The organism is Luteimonas terrae (assembly GCF_031457535.1).
In the GTDB taxonomy this organism is placed as follows: domain Bacteria; phylum Pseudomonadota; class Gammaproteobacteria; order Xanthomonadales; family Xanthomonadaceae; genus Luteimonas; species Luteimonas terrae_A.
The window spans coordinates 142,445-155,817 of sequence record NZ_JAVDWO010000008.1; the positions used below are offsets into that span (position 1 = coordinate 142,445).

Below are 13,373 nucleotides of genomic sequence, written 5' to 3' on the forward strand. Positions count from 1 at the left end.
CGCGCGCAGCGCTATGCTGCGTGCTCTCTTCAGCGACCGCTGCCGGCCGGCCCACGATGACCCGCCACGTCCAGCTCGACCCCGTCGCGCATCGCGATCTGCGCATCGACACCACCCGCAGTGCGGCGTCGGGCGATGCGGTGATGGTTGCGCCGACATTTCCAGATGAATTCCGCGAACTGCACGCGCACTATCCCGTCCTCTTCCATGTCGACGGCGACCGCGTGCAACCGCTGGCTCTGCTCGGACTGCAACACGGCCAGAACCTGTTTCTCGATGCGGATGGCTGGCAGGCGCACTACGTGCCGCTGGCGATCGAGCGCGGGCCGTTCCTGATCGGCAACGCCGGCGACCGTCCCATGGTCCATGTCGACCTGGACCATCCACGCCTGCGATCCGGAACCGGCGAAGCGCTTTTCCTAGCCCATGGCGGCTTCACGCCGTATTTCCAGCGCGTGCAATCTGTACTGCAACGCCTGCACGACGGCATCGCGCGGACACCGGCATTCGTAGACGCCCTGCAGGCGCACGCGCTGCTGGAACCCTTCACGCTCGACATCACGCTCGACGACGGCCGCACGCATCGCCTCTCGGGTTTCCACATCATCGACGAGACGCGTCTGCGCACGCTTGCGCCTGAGGCGATCGGCGCGCTGCATGCAGCAGGGCATCTGGAGGCGATCTACATGGCAATCGCGTCCGCCTCGCGGTTCCGCGATCTGATCGAACGCATGCGAGGCCGGCTTGCAACGGCCTGAGCCGATCGCCGAGCGGCACGACGTCCGCGGCGACGCGCCGGTACCGGACGACATCCTGCTCGGTGGGCGACCGGTCGTGCTGCGCGGGCTGGTCCGCGACTGGCCGATGGTGCGTGCCGCGCAGGCGGGTGCGAATGCCGCAGTCGCCTACCTCAGCGGCGTCGTGCGGCCCGGCGCGCCGCCGGCGGCGGTGACCGTGGGTCCACCGGAGATCGACGGGCGTTTCTTCTACGACGACGCGATGCGCGGCTTCAACTTCCGCCGCGAACAGGTGCCGCTCGATGTCGTGCTGCGCACGCTGCTCAACTACGCGCAGACCGATGCACCGCCTGCGATCTACGTTGCATCGACGACGATCGACACCTGGCTGCCGGGCTTCAACGCGGCCAACGCAGTCGACCTGGGAAGCCGCGCGCCGCTGGCCAGCATCTGGATCGGCAACCGCACCCGCATCGCCGCGCACCAGGATCTGCCCGACAACCTCGCCTGCGTCGCCGCGGGCCGCCGCCGCGTCACGCTGTTTCCGCCCGAACAGTTGGCCAACCTCTACATCGGCCCGCTGGATCTGACCCCGGCCGGCCAACCGATCAGCCTGGTGGACTTTGCCGCGCCCGACCTCGCCCGTTTCCCGAAGTTCGCTGAAGCGATGCGCCACGCACAGGGCGCCGAACTCGAGCCCGGCGATGCGGTGTTCATCCCGTCGCTGTGGTGGCACCACATGGAAGGTCTCGAACCCTTCAACGTGCTGGTGAACTACTGGTGGCGACAGTCACCGGCATGGATGGACACGCCGATGAACGCCCTGATGCTCGCGTTGATGTCGATCCGCGACCTGCCGGATGGCGAGCGTGCGCACTGGCGCGAGATCTTCCGCCATTACGTGTTCGATGCCGACGACGCGACGGCCGGCCATATTCCCGAGCACGCGCGCCGGGTGCTCGCGCCGCTGGACGAAACCCTTGCCCGCGATCTGCGGGCCAAGCTGCTGCAGCGCCTCAACCGATGACGGGGACACCATGACCATGCGCGATGTCGAAGCTTCCTCACGAGCACCCGTGCGGCGCGTGGTCATCGCCGGCGGCGGCACTGCGGGCTGGATGGCCGCGGCGGCCCTGTCCAAGGTGCTCGGTCGCGCCATCGAGGTCACCCTGGTCGAATCCGAAGAGATCGGAACGGTCGGCGTCGGCGAGGCGACCATTCCCACGCTGGTGACGTTCCATCGCCTGCTCGAGATCGACGAACAGGCCTTCATGTCCGCCGTGCAGGGCACGATCAAGCTCGGCATCTCGTTCGAGAACTGGCTCGAGCCCGGCCATCGCTACATCCATTCCTTCGGCACCTCGGGCCGCGACCACTGGTCGGCGGGATTCCAGCATTTCTGGCTGCGCGGTCGCGAGCTGGGCATCGCCAGCGGCTACGAGGACTATTGCGTCGAGCTGCTGGCCGGGCTGGAGGACCGCTTCGCGCACCTGCCGCGGAACGGCATCAACTATGCGTACCACATGGACGCCGCCCACTACGCGCGGTTCCTGCGTGAGTTCAGTGCGCGCCATGGCGCGCGGCGCGTCGAGGGCAAGATCGTGGAGGTCCGCACCGATGCAGCGTCGGGTGACATCACCGCGCTCCGCCTGGAAAACGGCGACGAGATCGAAGGCGATCTGTTCATCGATTGCACCGGCTTCCGCGCGCTGCTGATCGGACGCACGCTCAACGTCGGTTACGACGATTGGTCGCACTGGCTGTTCAACGACAGCGCATTGGCCACCCAGACCACCGCTGTGCGCGACGCGGTGCCCTATACGCGGGCGATCGCCGGCGGCGCGGGCTGGCAGTGGCGGATTCCGCTCCAGCACCGCGTGGGCAACGGAATCGTCTATTCCAGCCGGTACATGGCCGACGACGAGGCCAAGCACGCGTTCCTGTCCAGCCTCGAGGGCGAGGTGATGCGCGATCCGTGGCCGATCCGCTTCCGCCCGGGGCAGCGGCAGAAAGCCTGGCACAAGAACTGCGTCGCGCTGGGCCTGGCCGGCAGCTTCGTGGAGCCGCTCGAATCGACCACCATCCATCTGATCCAGCGCGGCATCCTGCATCTGGTGAAGGCGTTCCCGCAGACGATCACCGCGGTCGCGGTCGACGAGTACAACGCGCGCCTGGCCGAAGAGCTGCAGCACGTCCGCGACTTTGTGGTGATGCACTATCACCTTACCCGGCGCGACGACACGCCGTACTGGCGTGCGATCACGCAGATGGAGATTCCACCGACGCTGCGGCATCGCATCGAACTTTTCCGCGAGACCGGCAGTGTTTTCCACGTGCCCGGCGAGCTGTTCGGCGAGAACTCGTGGATCCAGGTGATGATGGGGCAAGGCGTGGTGCCGAAGCGCTACCACCCGACTGCCGACGTCATGGCCCCCGAAGATCTGACCCGGTTCCTCGACGACATCCGCACGTATGTGCGCACAACGGCGGACCAGTTGCCTGCGCACATGGATTACATGCGCCGTTACGCGCCCGCGCCGAAACCCTGATCGCCCGATCGGACCGCCAAGTCTGCGGGTTCAGCCCCGCACAGGCCCCGTCGACTTGCGCACCTGCAGCGCGTACGGCAATTCCAGTGTCTCGCCCGCGCTGCTGTCGCGGATCGCCTTGAGCAGTTCGAGCCCGGCCAGCCGGCCCATCTCGCGGCTGGGCTGGCGCACGGTGGTCAGCGAGGGATAAATGTGGCGCGCGATCGGCATATCGTCGAAACCGCACACGGACACGTCTTTCGGCACGGACAGGCCGCGCTCGCAGATCGCGCAGATCGCACCGGCCGCCATGTCGTCGTTGGCGGCGAAGACCGCGGTCGGCGGATCGGGCAGGTCGAGCAGCGTATTGGTCGCGTCGAAGCCGGATTCGTAGAAGAACTTGCCGGCCACGACCAGTGCGGCGTCGTAGGTAAGACCGGCCTGCTTGAGGCCATCGCGATACCCGGCCAGACGCCAGCGGCTGGCGCCGTGCGCAGGATGGCCCTTGATGTGGGCGATGCGGCGGTGGCCGAGCCCGGCGAGATGCAGCACGACGTCGCGCGCAGCGCTGCGCTCGTCGACGACCGCACCGATACGCCGGTTCTGTTCCTGCGCCGACACGCTTGCGAACGGGATGCCCATCTCGTCGAGCCGGGCGATCAGTTTGGCGTCATCGGTGATCGGCGGTGTCAGCACCACGCCATCGAGTTGCGACTGCACGATCATCGACTCGACCTTGGCGACGATGTCCTTGGCGGTGTAGTCGACCGGGGCGAGCATCAGGTTGTAGTGCTGCGACTGGCAGGCGTCGAGCACGCCGAGTTCGACCTCCATGAGGTAGTTGCTCGACGGATTGTCGTAGAGCATCGCCACGAGATACGAGCGGCGACCGGCGAGCAGACGCGCCGAGGCCAGCGGCCGGTATTGCAGCTTCTCCACCGCCGCCTCGACGGCCAGACGCGTGCGTTCCGACACATTCGGCTCGTGGTTGAGCACGCGCGAGACGGTCTTCATCGACACGCCCGCCGCTTCGGCGACATCCTCGATCCGCACACGCATGCTGTTCAATCCGACCATGGTCGTCCCGGTGGCGCATTCTGCCAGAGCCACAGTGCACTAGGCGCCGTGCATGTCGATGATGCTGTGCAGCAAGCCTGCGCGCCCGCTCGCGGCTATGCTAGCGGCCGTCTGACAACGCTGTCATCGCTGTTTCGCAGCATGGCGTCCGTCCCATCCGCGGCCCAGGTCGCATTCTCCTGATCCGGAGCCCTTCGATGATCCAGTCGCATCGCCCCGCACACCGTCCCTTCCGCCGCGCACTGCTGCCCGCGATGCTCGCGGTCCTCGTCCTCGGTGCCTGCGCGCGCGACGACGCGCCCGCTGCTGCCGCCACGCCCGAACCTGCGGCAACGAACGCGGCCGACGCCGGCGCGATCGACGCCGCCAACTGGCCCGAGACCGCGTGGCCCCTGGCCGATGACGCTGCGCTCGAGCAGCGCATCACCGATCTGATGGCGACGATGACCGTCGAGGAGAAGGTCGGCCAGATCGTGCAGGGCGACATCGCCGACATCACGCCCGAGGACCTGCGCAAGTACCGCCTGGGCTCGATTCTGGCCGGCGGCAACTCCGATCCGGGCGGCCGCTACGACGCGACGCCCGCCGAGTGGCTGGCGCTGGCCGACGCCTACTGGGAAGCGTCGATGGACACCGCCGGTGGCGGCAAGGCGATTCCGGTGATCTTCGGCATCGATGCCGTGCACGGCCAGAGCAACATCGTCGGCGCGACGCTGTTCCCGCACAACATCGGCCTGGGCGCCACGCGCAATGCCGAACTGATGCGCGAGATCGGCCGCGTCACCGCGATCGAAACCCGCACCACCGGCATGGAATGGGCGTTCGCGCCGACCGTCGCCGTGCCGCAGGACGACCGCTGGGGCCGCACCTACGAGGGTTATTCCGAATCGCCCGACATCGTCGCCGCGTTCGCGCCGGCCGTCGTCGAAGGCATGCAGGGCAAGGCCGGTTCGCCGGACTTCCTCGACGATCACCACGTCATGGTCTCGGTGAAGCACTACCTGGGCGACGGCGGCACCGCCGGCGGCAAGGACCAGGGCGAAACCGCAGTGACCGAAGCGCAGTTGCGCGACATCCACGGCGCGGGCTACCCGCCGGCGATCGCGGCCGGTGCGCAGGCGGTCATGGCCTCGTTCAACAGCGTGCACGGCCAGCGCATGCATGGGCACAAGGCGCTGCTGACCGACGTGCTCAAGGACCGCATGAACTTCGGTGGCTTCATCGTCGGCGACTGGAACGGCCACGGCCAGTTGCCGGGTTGCACCACCACAGACTGCGCGGCGACGTTCAACGCCGGCCTCGACATGGCGATGGCGCCCGACAGCTGGCGCGGCCTCTACGACAGCACGGTCAAGCACGTGCAGTCGGGCGAGATTCCGATGGAACGCCTCGACGACGCGGTGCGCCGCATCCTGCGGGTCAAATTCCGCATGGGCCTGTTCGACGCGCCCAAGCCGTCGGAACGTGCACTCGGCGGCAAGTTCGAACTGCTCGGCGCGCCGGAACACCGTGAGGTCGCACGCCGCGCGGTGCGCGAATCGCTGGTGCTGCTGAAGAACCAGGATGGCATCCTGCCGCTCGCCGCGGACCAGAACGTGCTGGTGGCCGGCGACGGCGCAGACGACATGGGCAAGCAGTCCGGCGGCTGGACGCTCAACTGGCAGGGCACCGGCACCAAGCGCGCTGACTATCCCAACGGCGACACCATCTGGGACGGCATCCGCACGCAGGTCACGGCCGCCGGCGGTACCGCGCAGCTCGCGGTCGACGGCGCGTACCGGCAGAAGCCGGACGTGGCGATCGTCGTGTTCGGCGAGGACCCGTATGCCGAGTTCCTCGGCGACCTGCCGAACCTGCTGTACAAGCCCGGCGATGATGCCGACCTCGAACTGGTCAAGCGCCTGCGGGCCGATGGCATTCCGGTGATCTCGGTGTTCCTCAGCGGCCGGCCGTTGTGGATGAACCGCGAGATCAACGCGTCCAACGCCTTCGTCGCCGCCTGGCTGCCGGGCTCGGAAGGTGCGGGCATCGCCGACGTGCTGTTGCGCGGCGCCGATGGCCAGCCGCAGCACGACTTCAAGGGCAAGCTGAGCTTCTCGTGGCCGCGCCGCGCCGACCAGTACCTCAACAACGTCGGCATGGAAGGCTACGACCCGCTGTTCGCATTTGGTCACGGCCTGACCTACGCCGATGCCGGCAACCTCGACGCATTGTCGGAAGACGCCGGCGTCAGTGCCGAAGACGGCAAGGACGCGGGCTATTTCGCCAAGGGCGTGCCCGGCCCCGGCATCCGCCTGGTGGTCACCGGCGCGGACGGCCGCGGCGCCGATGTCCTGCACCCGCGCGTCGCCACGCCGGACGGCACGCTCACCCTCGCCGCGGTCGATTACCAGACCCAGGAAGGCGCGCGCCTGCTGACATGGACCGGCAATGCGACCGCCGAGCTGCTGTCGCACTCGCCATTCGACCTGAGCCGCGAGACCAATGGCGATTCCCTGCTGCTGGTGACGTTGCGCGTCGATGCCCTGCCGGCCTCTGGCGATACCGTGCTGTACGCGAGCTGCGGCGACGACTGCAAGGCCGAACTGCCGATCGGTCCTTGGCTTGGCACCGTGCCGCGCGGCGAATGGATCACCGCCGGCGTGCCGCTCAAGTGCCTGACCACGGCCGACCTCGACGCCGCCCGCGTCAGCACGCCGTTCGCAATCCGCGCACCCGCTGGACTGACGCTGGGCCTGGCCGACATCCGCGTCGGCACCGAAGCGACGCATAGGCTCGACTGCAAGACGCAGTAATCACTCGTGGCAATCCGCTCCTTCCCCCGTTCGCGGGGGAAGGCCGGGATGGGGGCGAACGTTCCGGACGCCGGAAGCATGGCTTCCCAGGCAGACGGCGAGGCGGCGGAATCTGGTGACCAGGTTCTGCGGCAACGGGCTGCCCCCACCCAACCCTCCCCCGCTGGCGGGGGAGGGCTTCGCTTCCTGCTGGCCGAGTAGGCTTTGCTTCCCCTGCCGGTCGGACTTCGCGTTCCATCCGACGCCGCCCGCCACGCGGCCGCGTCCTGTCCGCACCCAAATCGCCACCACCGCAACGCAGCGTGCGTCCAACATCCACGCCGCCCTACGACCGCGCGCCTAGACTCGACACACCTGTCCCGCGGAGCGTCGCCCCCATGATCGACCTGCACTACTGGCCCACCCCCAACGGCCACAAGATCACGCTGTTTCTCGAAGAAGCCGGCCTCGATTACACGATCCACCCGGTCAACATCGGCAAGGGCGACCAGTTCAAGCCGGAGTACCTCGCGTTCTCGCCGAACAACAAGATGCCGGCGATCGTCGACCATGCCCCGGCCGACGGCGGCGATCCGCAGACCGTATTCGAATCCGGCGCGATCCTGCTGTATCTGGCGGAGAAGTCCGGCCAGTTCCTGTCGACCGATCCGCGCGTGCGCATCGAAACGCTGGAATGGCTGTTCTGGCAGATGGCCGGTCTCGGCCCGATGACCGGCCAGTACGGCCACTTCAACGTCTACGCGCCCGAGAAGATTCCGTACGCGATCGAGCGCTACACCAACGAAGCCAACCGCCTGCTGCAGGTGCTCGACACACATCTGAAGGGCCGCGCCTTCATCGCCGGCGACGCGTATTCGATCGCCGACATGGCGACGTACCCGTGGATCGGTGTCTACGACAAGGCGCCGATCGACATGACGCCCTACCCGGAAGTCCAGCGCTGGCATGCCGCGATCCAGGCACGCCCCGCCACCGCGCGCGCGTATGCGAAGGCAAAAGAGGTCAATCCCGATGCGGGCAAGACCATGAGCGACGAGGAAAAGAAGCTGCTGTTCGGGCAGGGGCGTCGCTGACGGCTCATCGCGCGTGGCGGTCTACACCGCCGCGCGCGGTTGCGTAGGATCGGAGGCCTCCCGGAATCACGGACGACCTCGGATGCGAAAGTTCGCCACTATGACCGCCGCCTGCCTGCTCACCGCCTGCGCGTCGATCCCTGCGCCCATGATTGCCGATCCGGCCCGCTGCGATGCACTGGCCGGCGAAGACTGGCGACGCACCGCGGCACTCGACGTGGCTGCAGAACTGCTCACGCTGGCCCATGTCGAAACGCCGCCCGATCGCGCGGTGTGGTACGTCGCCGCCGACGGCGCGCATGCCGCGTGCCTGCCTTCAACGACGCGTAACACCTGCGGCCAAGTGCTGCACACCTTCCAGCCGCAGGTGCATCGCATGTGGGGCTGGTCCGACAGCACGGTGCGCCGCGAAGTCTGCGCAGACTGAGGCCTGAGCGGGGCATCCTGCCCCCACCCGATACACTGGGCGTCTCGCTCCGCTGGACCCGCCATGCGCTCCGTACTTGCCGCTGCCGCCCTGATGATCGCCACCACGTCCACCCTTGCCGCCACGCCGCCCAACGGCGGCCTCACGCTCGAAGCCATCACCGGCGATGCGCCGCTGTCGGGGCCGACGCTGATGAAACCGCAGGTCGCGCCGGACGGCTCGCGTGTGACCTTCCTGCGCGGCAAGGACGAGAACCGCAACCAGCTCGACCTGTGGGAATACGACATCGCCAGTGGGCAGACACAGATGCTGGTCGATTCGAAGGTCGTGCTGCCGGGCGAGGAGACGCTCAGCGATGCAGAGAAGGCGCGCCGCGAGCGGCAGCGCATCGCAGGGCAGTCCGGCATCGTCGATTACCAGTGGGCGCCGGATGCGCAGCGGCTGCTGTTTCCGCTCGGTGGCGAGCTGTATCTCTACGACCTGTCGAAGTCCGGTTCCGGGGCGGTGCGCCAGCTCACTGACGGCGGTGGCTTCGCGACCGATCCCAAGGTCTCGCCGCGCGGCGGCTTCGTCAGTTTCGTGCGCGCGCGCAATCTGTGGGTCATCGATCTGGCGACCGGCGCCGAGCGCCAGCTGACGACCGACGGCAGCGACGTGATCGGCAACGGTGTCGCCGAATTCGTCGCCGACGAGGAAATGAACCGCCACACCGGTTACTGGTGGGCCCCGGACGACAGCGGTATCGCCTACGCGCGTATCGATGAATCGCCGGTACCGGTGCAGAAGCGCTACGAGGTCTATCCCGATCGCACCGAAGTCGTCGAGCAGCGCTACCCGGCTGCCGGCGACGACAACGTGCGCGTGACCCTGCATGTCGTCGCGCCCCAGGGCGGTGCGGTCACCGATGTCGATCTGGGCGCCAACCCCGATATCTATCTCGCCCGCGTGCACTGGCGCGACCCGCAACGCCTGACCTTCCAGCGCCAGTCGCGCGACCAGCAGACGCTCGAACTCGTCGAGACCACGCTCGCCACCGGCGCGCAGCGCACGCTGGTTACCGAGCGCGGCCGCACCTGGGTGCCACTGCACGACAGCCTGCGCTTCCTCGATGACGGCCGCTTCGTGTGGTCGTCGGAACGCGACGGATTCGAGCATCTGTATCTCGCGTCCGAGGACGGCCGCCGCATGACCCAGCTCACCCGGGGCGACTGGCCGGTCGACGAGTTGCTGGCCGTCGATGCGTCCGCGGGCTTGGCCTACTTCCGCGCCGGCATGGCGCTCGAAGACGGCAAGGCGCTGCCGCGCGCGACCGAATCGCGGATCTACAGCGTCGGCCTCGACGGCACGCGCGCCTACACCGCGCTGTCGACCGAACCCGGCATGCATGGCGCGAGTTTCGCGCGTAATGCCTCGGTCTATGTCGACAGCTGGTCGAACACCACCACGCCGCCGCAGATCGCGCTGCACCGCGCCGACGGCACGCGGCTCGCGACGCTGGTCGAGAACAATCTCGCCGCGGCTGATCATCCCTACGCGCCGTTCCTCGCCGCGCATCGTCCGACCGAATTCGGCACTCTGACCGCCGCCGACGGCCGCACGCCGCTGCACTACTCGCTGATCAAGCCGGCGGATTTCGACGAGACCAAGCCGCACCCCGTGGTCGTGTTCGTCTACGGCGGCCCCGCCGCGCAGACCGTGCTCGATACCTGGCCCGGCCGCGCCGACGCCAGCTTCCACCAGTACCTGGCGCAGCAGGGCTATGTGGTGTTCTCGCTGGACAACCGCGGCACGCCGCGGCGCGGCCGCGACTTCGTCGGCGCGCTGTACGAGCGCCAGGGCACGGTCGAGGTCGAGGACCAGCTGCGCGGCGTCGAGTGGTTGAAATCACAGCCCTGGGTCGACGGCAAGCGCATCGCGGTCAACGGCTGGTCTAACGGCGGTTACATGACGCTGATGCTGCTGGCCAAGGCGCCGGACGCCTACGCCTGTGGCATCGCCGGCGCGCCGGTCGCCGACTGGGCGCTCTACGACACGCACTACACCGAGCGCTACATGAACCTGCCGAAGGCCAATGTCGACGGCTACCGCGAGGCCAGCGTGTTCACCCACGCGAACAACATCCGGCCGAACGCGCTCTTGCTGATCCACGGCATGGCCGACGACAACGTGCTGTTCACCAACGCAACGCAGCTGATGAGCCAGTTGCAGCAGGCCGGCACGCCGTTCGAGCTGATGACGTATCCCGGTGCCAAGCATGGCCTGCGCGGCAAGGACGCGCTGCATCGTTACCGCACCAGCGAGGCGTTCCTCGCGCGTTGCCTGACACCCTGACCGCACACAACGACACCTCACGCATGTCCACGATCCCGCCTCCACTGCCGCCGCACCCCGCGTCCATGCCACCACTGCCGCGCGGCTGGTGGCAACGCAACTGGAAGTGGGCGGTGCCGCTTGCGGTACTCGCACTCCTGTCGGTGGCACTCGTCTTCGTCGCGCTGGTGCTGTTTGCAGTCCGTGGCTCGATGCAGTCCTCCGATGTCTATGCGGATGCACTGGCCCGCGCCCGGGCGCATCCCGACCTCGTTGTACGTCTTGGCGAACCGATGACCCCCGGCTTCATGCCGATGGGGCGTATCGATACGTCGACAGAAGGCGGCGGCTCGGGATATGCGGACCTGACGTTCACGCTCTCCGGCCCGCATGGCAGCGGGCGCATCACCGCGACCGCTGAGCGCATGCGCGGGGTCTGGCTCTACGAGCAGCTTGTCTTCATGCCGCCGCGAGGCATTGACGGCAGAATCGATCTGGTCGAACGTGGCACGCCGGTGGGCCCCGCAGACGCGCTGCCCTGACGATCGGCCATTGCCGCGCGGCGCATGGGGGCATAGGGTCGGGGGTTTCCCTTGCCGCTGGTACCGCCATGAAGCCGCTTGTCCTCGCGATTGCCCTATCCCTTGCCGTGCCGCTCACGGCCCTCGCCCACACCGATGACGCCAAGGCCGCCGTCGCCGCATCGCAGACCGCATCGCCAGCCTGGGTCACGCGCAGCAACGAACTGTCGCAGATCCTGATCGACGCCCAGGCGCCGTTCCAGCCCGAATCCGCAGGCTTCTTCGGCGTGCCCGGCTACGACGACCAGGTCGCGGACTTCGGCCCGGACAACGCCCGCCGCTACCGCGACGCGATGACCGCGGCGCGCGCCCAGCTGCAAACGCAGCTCGAACTCGAGCGCGATGCCAACGTGCGCCAGGACCTGCAGATCCTGCTGACCAGCATCGACCAGGGCATCGAGGGCAGCACGCTCGGCGAGCGCTACCTGCTGCCGTGGACCGACGCACCGCAGTTGATCTTCGGCGGCATCAACGGCCTGCTGTCGACGCAGACGCCACCCGAGCGCCGCGTGCATGCACTCGCCCGCCTGCAACGTTACGCCGGCCTCGCCGAAGGCAGCACACCGATCACCACCCTCGCCCGCCAGCGTTATGAAGAGCGCCTGTCGAATCCCGAATTGCTGCAGCCGACGAAGCTCGAGGTGCAGCGCGCGCTCGACAGCGCCGACACCTACATCGCCGGCATCCGCAAACTGTTCGAGGAATACGAAGTCGAGAACGCGGAGCCCGCGCTCGAGGCGATCGCGAAGGAGATCACCGCCTACGCCGACTGGACCCGCAGCACCGTGCTGCCGCAGGCGCGCGACGATACGCGCCTGCCGCCCGAGTTGTATGCGTTCGGGCTCAAGCAGTACGGCACCGATGTCGACCCGCAGCTGCTGATGCAGCGCGCGCAGCTGGCCTTCATGGAAATCCGCGCGCAGATGCAGCAGATTGCGCCTCTGGTCGCGAAGGAAAAGGGCATCGCGGCGACCGACTACCGCGAGGTCATCGCCGCGCTCAAGCGCGACACGATTCCCAACGACAGGCTCGAAGCGAGCTACCGCGAGGTCATCGACGCGATCGATCCGATCATCGAGCGCGAGAACATCGTCGACGTGCCGCAGCGCGAGATGCAGATGCGCCTGGGCTCGGATGCCGAATCGGCCGCGCAGCCCGCGCCGCATTTCCGCCCGGCGCCGCTGGTCGGCAACACCGGACAGCAGGGCACGTTCGTGCTGCCGGTCGGCAACCCTGGCGGCGAAGGCGATGACGCCGCCTATGACGACTTCAACTTCGATGCCGTGCGCTGGACGCTGTCGGCGCACGAAGGTCGCCCGGGCCACGAGCTGCAGTTCACCGCGATGGTCGAGCGCGGCGTATCGCTGGCCCGCTCGATGTTCGCGTTCAACTCGGTCAACGTCGAAGGCTGGGCGCTGTACGCCGAAGCAGAACTGGTGCCGTACGAACCGCTCGACGGCCAGCTGATCGCGCTGCAGTTCCGCCTGCTGCGCGCCGCCCGCGCGATGCTCGACCCGATGCTCAACCTTGGCATGATCGACCGCGAACGCGCCGGCCGCGTGCTGACCGAGGAAGTGATGCTCTCACCCGCGATGGCGCGCCAGGAACTGGACCGCTACACCTTCAACGCACCGGGCCAGGCGACCAGCTACTTCTACGGCTACACGCGGATCCTCGAACTGCGCATGCGCACCGAGCTCGCGCTGGGCGCCAAGTTCGACCGGCGCGCGTTCAACAACTTCCTGCTCGACCAGGGCCTGCTGCCGCCCGACCAGCTGGCCGAAGCGGTGGAAACGGTGTTCATCCCGGCGCAGCAGCGCCGCTGATGTGATGACGGGATGCGGG

10 protein-coding genes are annotated in these 13,373 nt (G+C 67.9%); 9 read left to right on the plus strand and 1 reads right to left on the minus strand.

Going from position 1 to position 13,373, the window contains the following annotated elements:
• The first annotated feature begins 56 nt into the window (after window positions 1-56).
• From J2W68_RS11180 to J2W68_RS11190, 3 genes are read left to right on the plus strand one after another with little or no spacing between them, the layout of a single operon-like run.
• A complete protein-coding gene (locus tag J2W68_RS11180) occupies window positions 57-758 on the plus strand; it encodes a SapC family protein (RefSeq protein ID WP_310235833.1) in 702 nt (233 codons plus the stop codon).
• Complete coding sequence (locus J2W68_RS11185; protein ID WP_310235835.1) at window positions 745-1,764, plus strand: cupin-like domain-containing protein; 1,020 nt, start codon at window positions 745-747, stop codon at window positions 1,762-1,764. Before J2W68_RS11180 ends, J2W68_RS11185 begins: the two co-directional genes overlap by 14 nt.
• A 10-nt stretch (window positions 1,765-1,774) precedes the next feature.
• Complete coding sequence (locus J2W68_RS11190) at window positions 1,775-3,286, plus strand: tryptophan halogenase family protein (protein WP_430539714.1); 1,512 nt, start codon at window positions 1,775-1,777, stop codon at window positions 3,284-3,286.
• A gap of 30 nt (window positions 3,287-3,316) precedes the next feature.
• Here J2W68_RS11190 and J2W68_RS11195 read toward each other — a convergent pair whose 3' ends face one another.
• Window positions 3,317-4,324, minus strand: coding sequence for a LacI family DNA-binding transcriptional regulator (locus J2W68_RS11195; RefSeq protein WP_310235839.1), 1,008 nt, complete (start codon window positions 4,322-4,324; stop codon window positions 3,317-3,319).
• Between the two features lie 215 nt (window positions 4,325-4,539).
• Here J2W68_RS11195 and J2W68_RS11200 point away from each other — a divergent pair, with 215 nt between their 5' ends.
• The 6 genes from J2W68_RS11200 to J2W68_RS11225 all read left to right on the plus strand — a co-directional run bounded on the left by J2W68_RS11200 (window position 4,540) and on the right by J2W68_RS11225 (window position 13,354).
• Window positions 4,540-7,137 (plus strand): glycoside hydrolase family 3 protein, encoded by a 2,598-nt coding sequence (locus J2W68_RS11200; protein ID WP_310235841.1) that lies wholly within the window; start codon window positions 4,540-4,542, stop codon window positions 7,135-7,137.
• Window positions 7,138-7,514: 377 nt separating this feature from the next.
• Window positions 7,515-8,210, plus strand: a complete 696-nt coding sequence (locus J2W68_RS11205; protein WP_310235843.1) for a glutathione binding-like protein — start codon at window positions 7,515-7,517, stop codon at window positions 8,208-8,210.
• An 82-nt stretch (window positions 8,211-8,292) separates the two neighbouring features.
• Window positions 8,293-8,637, plus strand: coding sequence for a hypothetical protein (locus J2W68_RS11210; RefSeq protein WP_310235845.1), 345 nt, complete (start codon window positions 8,293-8,295; stop codon window positions 8,635-8,637).
• A gap of 63 nt (window positions 8,638-8,700) precedes the next feature.
• On the plus strand, window positions 8,701-10,968 hold the full coding sequence (locus J2W68_RS11215; protein WP_310235848.1) for a S9 family peptidase: 2,268 nt from the start codon (window positions 8,701-8,703) through the stop codon (window positions 10,966-10,968).
• Between the two features lie 23 nt (window positions 10,969-10,991).
• The gene (locus J2W68_RS11220; protein ID WP_310235850.1) at window positions 10,992-11,489 is read left to right on the plus strand and encodes a cytochrome c oxidase assembly factor Coa1 family protein; all 498 of its coding nucleotides are present in this window, start codon (window positions 10,992-10,994) and stop codon (window positions 11,487-11,489) included.
• Between the two features lie 68 nt (window positions 11,490-11,557).
• The gene (locus J2W68_RS11225; RefSeq protein ID WP_310235853.1) at window positions 11,558-13,354 is read left to right on the plus strand and encodes a DUF885 domain-containing protein; all 1,797 of its coding nucleotides are present in this window, start codon (window positions 11,558-11,560) and stop codon (window positions 13,352-13,354) included.
• Window positions 13,355-13,373 lie beyond the last annotated feature (19 nt).

Coding starts and splice junctions, on each gene's coding strand:
- J2W68_RS11180 (WP_310235833.1), top strand. CDS start 57: ATGACCCGCCACGTCCAGCTCGACCCCGTCGCGCATCGCGATCTGCGC.
- J2W68_RS11190 (WP_430539714.1), top strand. CDS start 1,775: ATGACCATGCGCGATGTCGAAGCTTCCTCACGAGCACCCGTGCGGCGC.
- J2W68_RS11195 (WP_310235839.1), bottom strand. CDS start 4,324: ATGCGTGTGCGGATCGAGGATGTCGCCGAAGCGGCGGGCGTGTCGATG.
- J2W68_RS11200 (WP_310235841.1), top strand. CDS start 4,540: ATGATCCAGTCGCATCGCCCCGCACACCGTCCCTTCCGCCGCGCACTG.
- J2W68_RS11205 (WP_310235843.1), top strand. CDS start 7,515: ATGATCGACCTGCACTACTGGCCCACCCCCAACGGCCACAAGATCACG.
- J2W68_RS11210 (WP_310235845.1), top strand. CDS start 8,293: ATGCGAAAGTTCGCCACTATGACCGCCGCCTGCCTGCTCACCGCCTGC.
- J2W68_RS11215 (WP_310235848.1), top strand. CDS start 8,701: ATGCGCTCCGTACTTGCCGCTGCCGCCCTGATGATCGCCACCACGTCC.
- J2W68_RS11220 (WP_310235850.1), top strand. CDS start 10,992: ATGTCCACGATCCCGCCTCCACTGCCGCCGCACCCCGCGTCCATGCCA.
- J2W68_RS11225 (WP_310235853.1), top strand. CDS start 11,558: ATGAAGCCGCTTGTCCTCGCGATTGCCCTATCCCTTGCCGTGCCGCTC.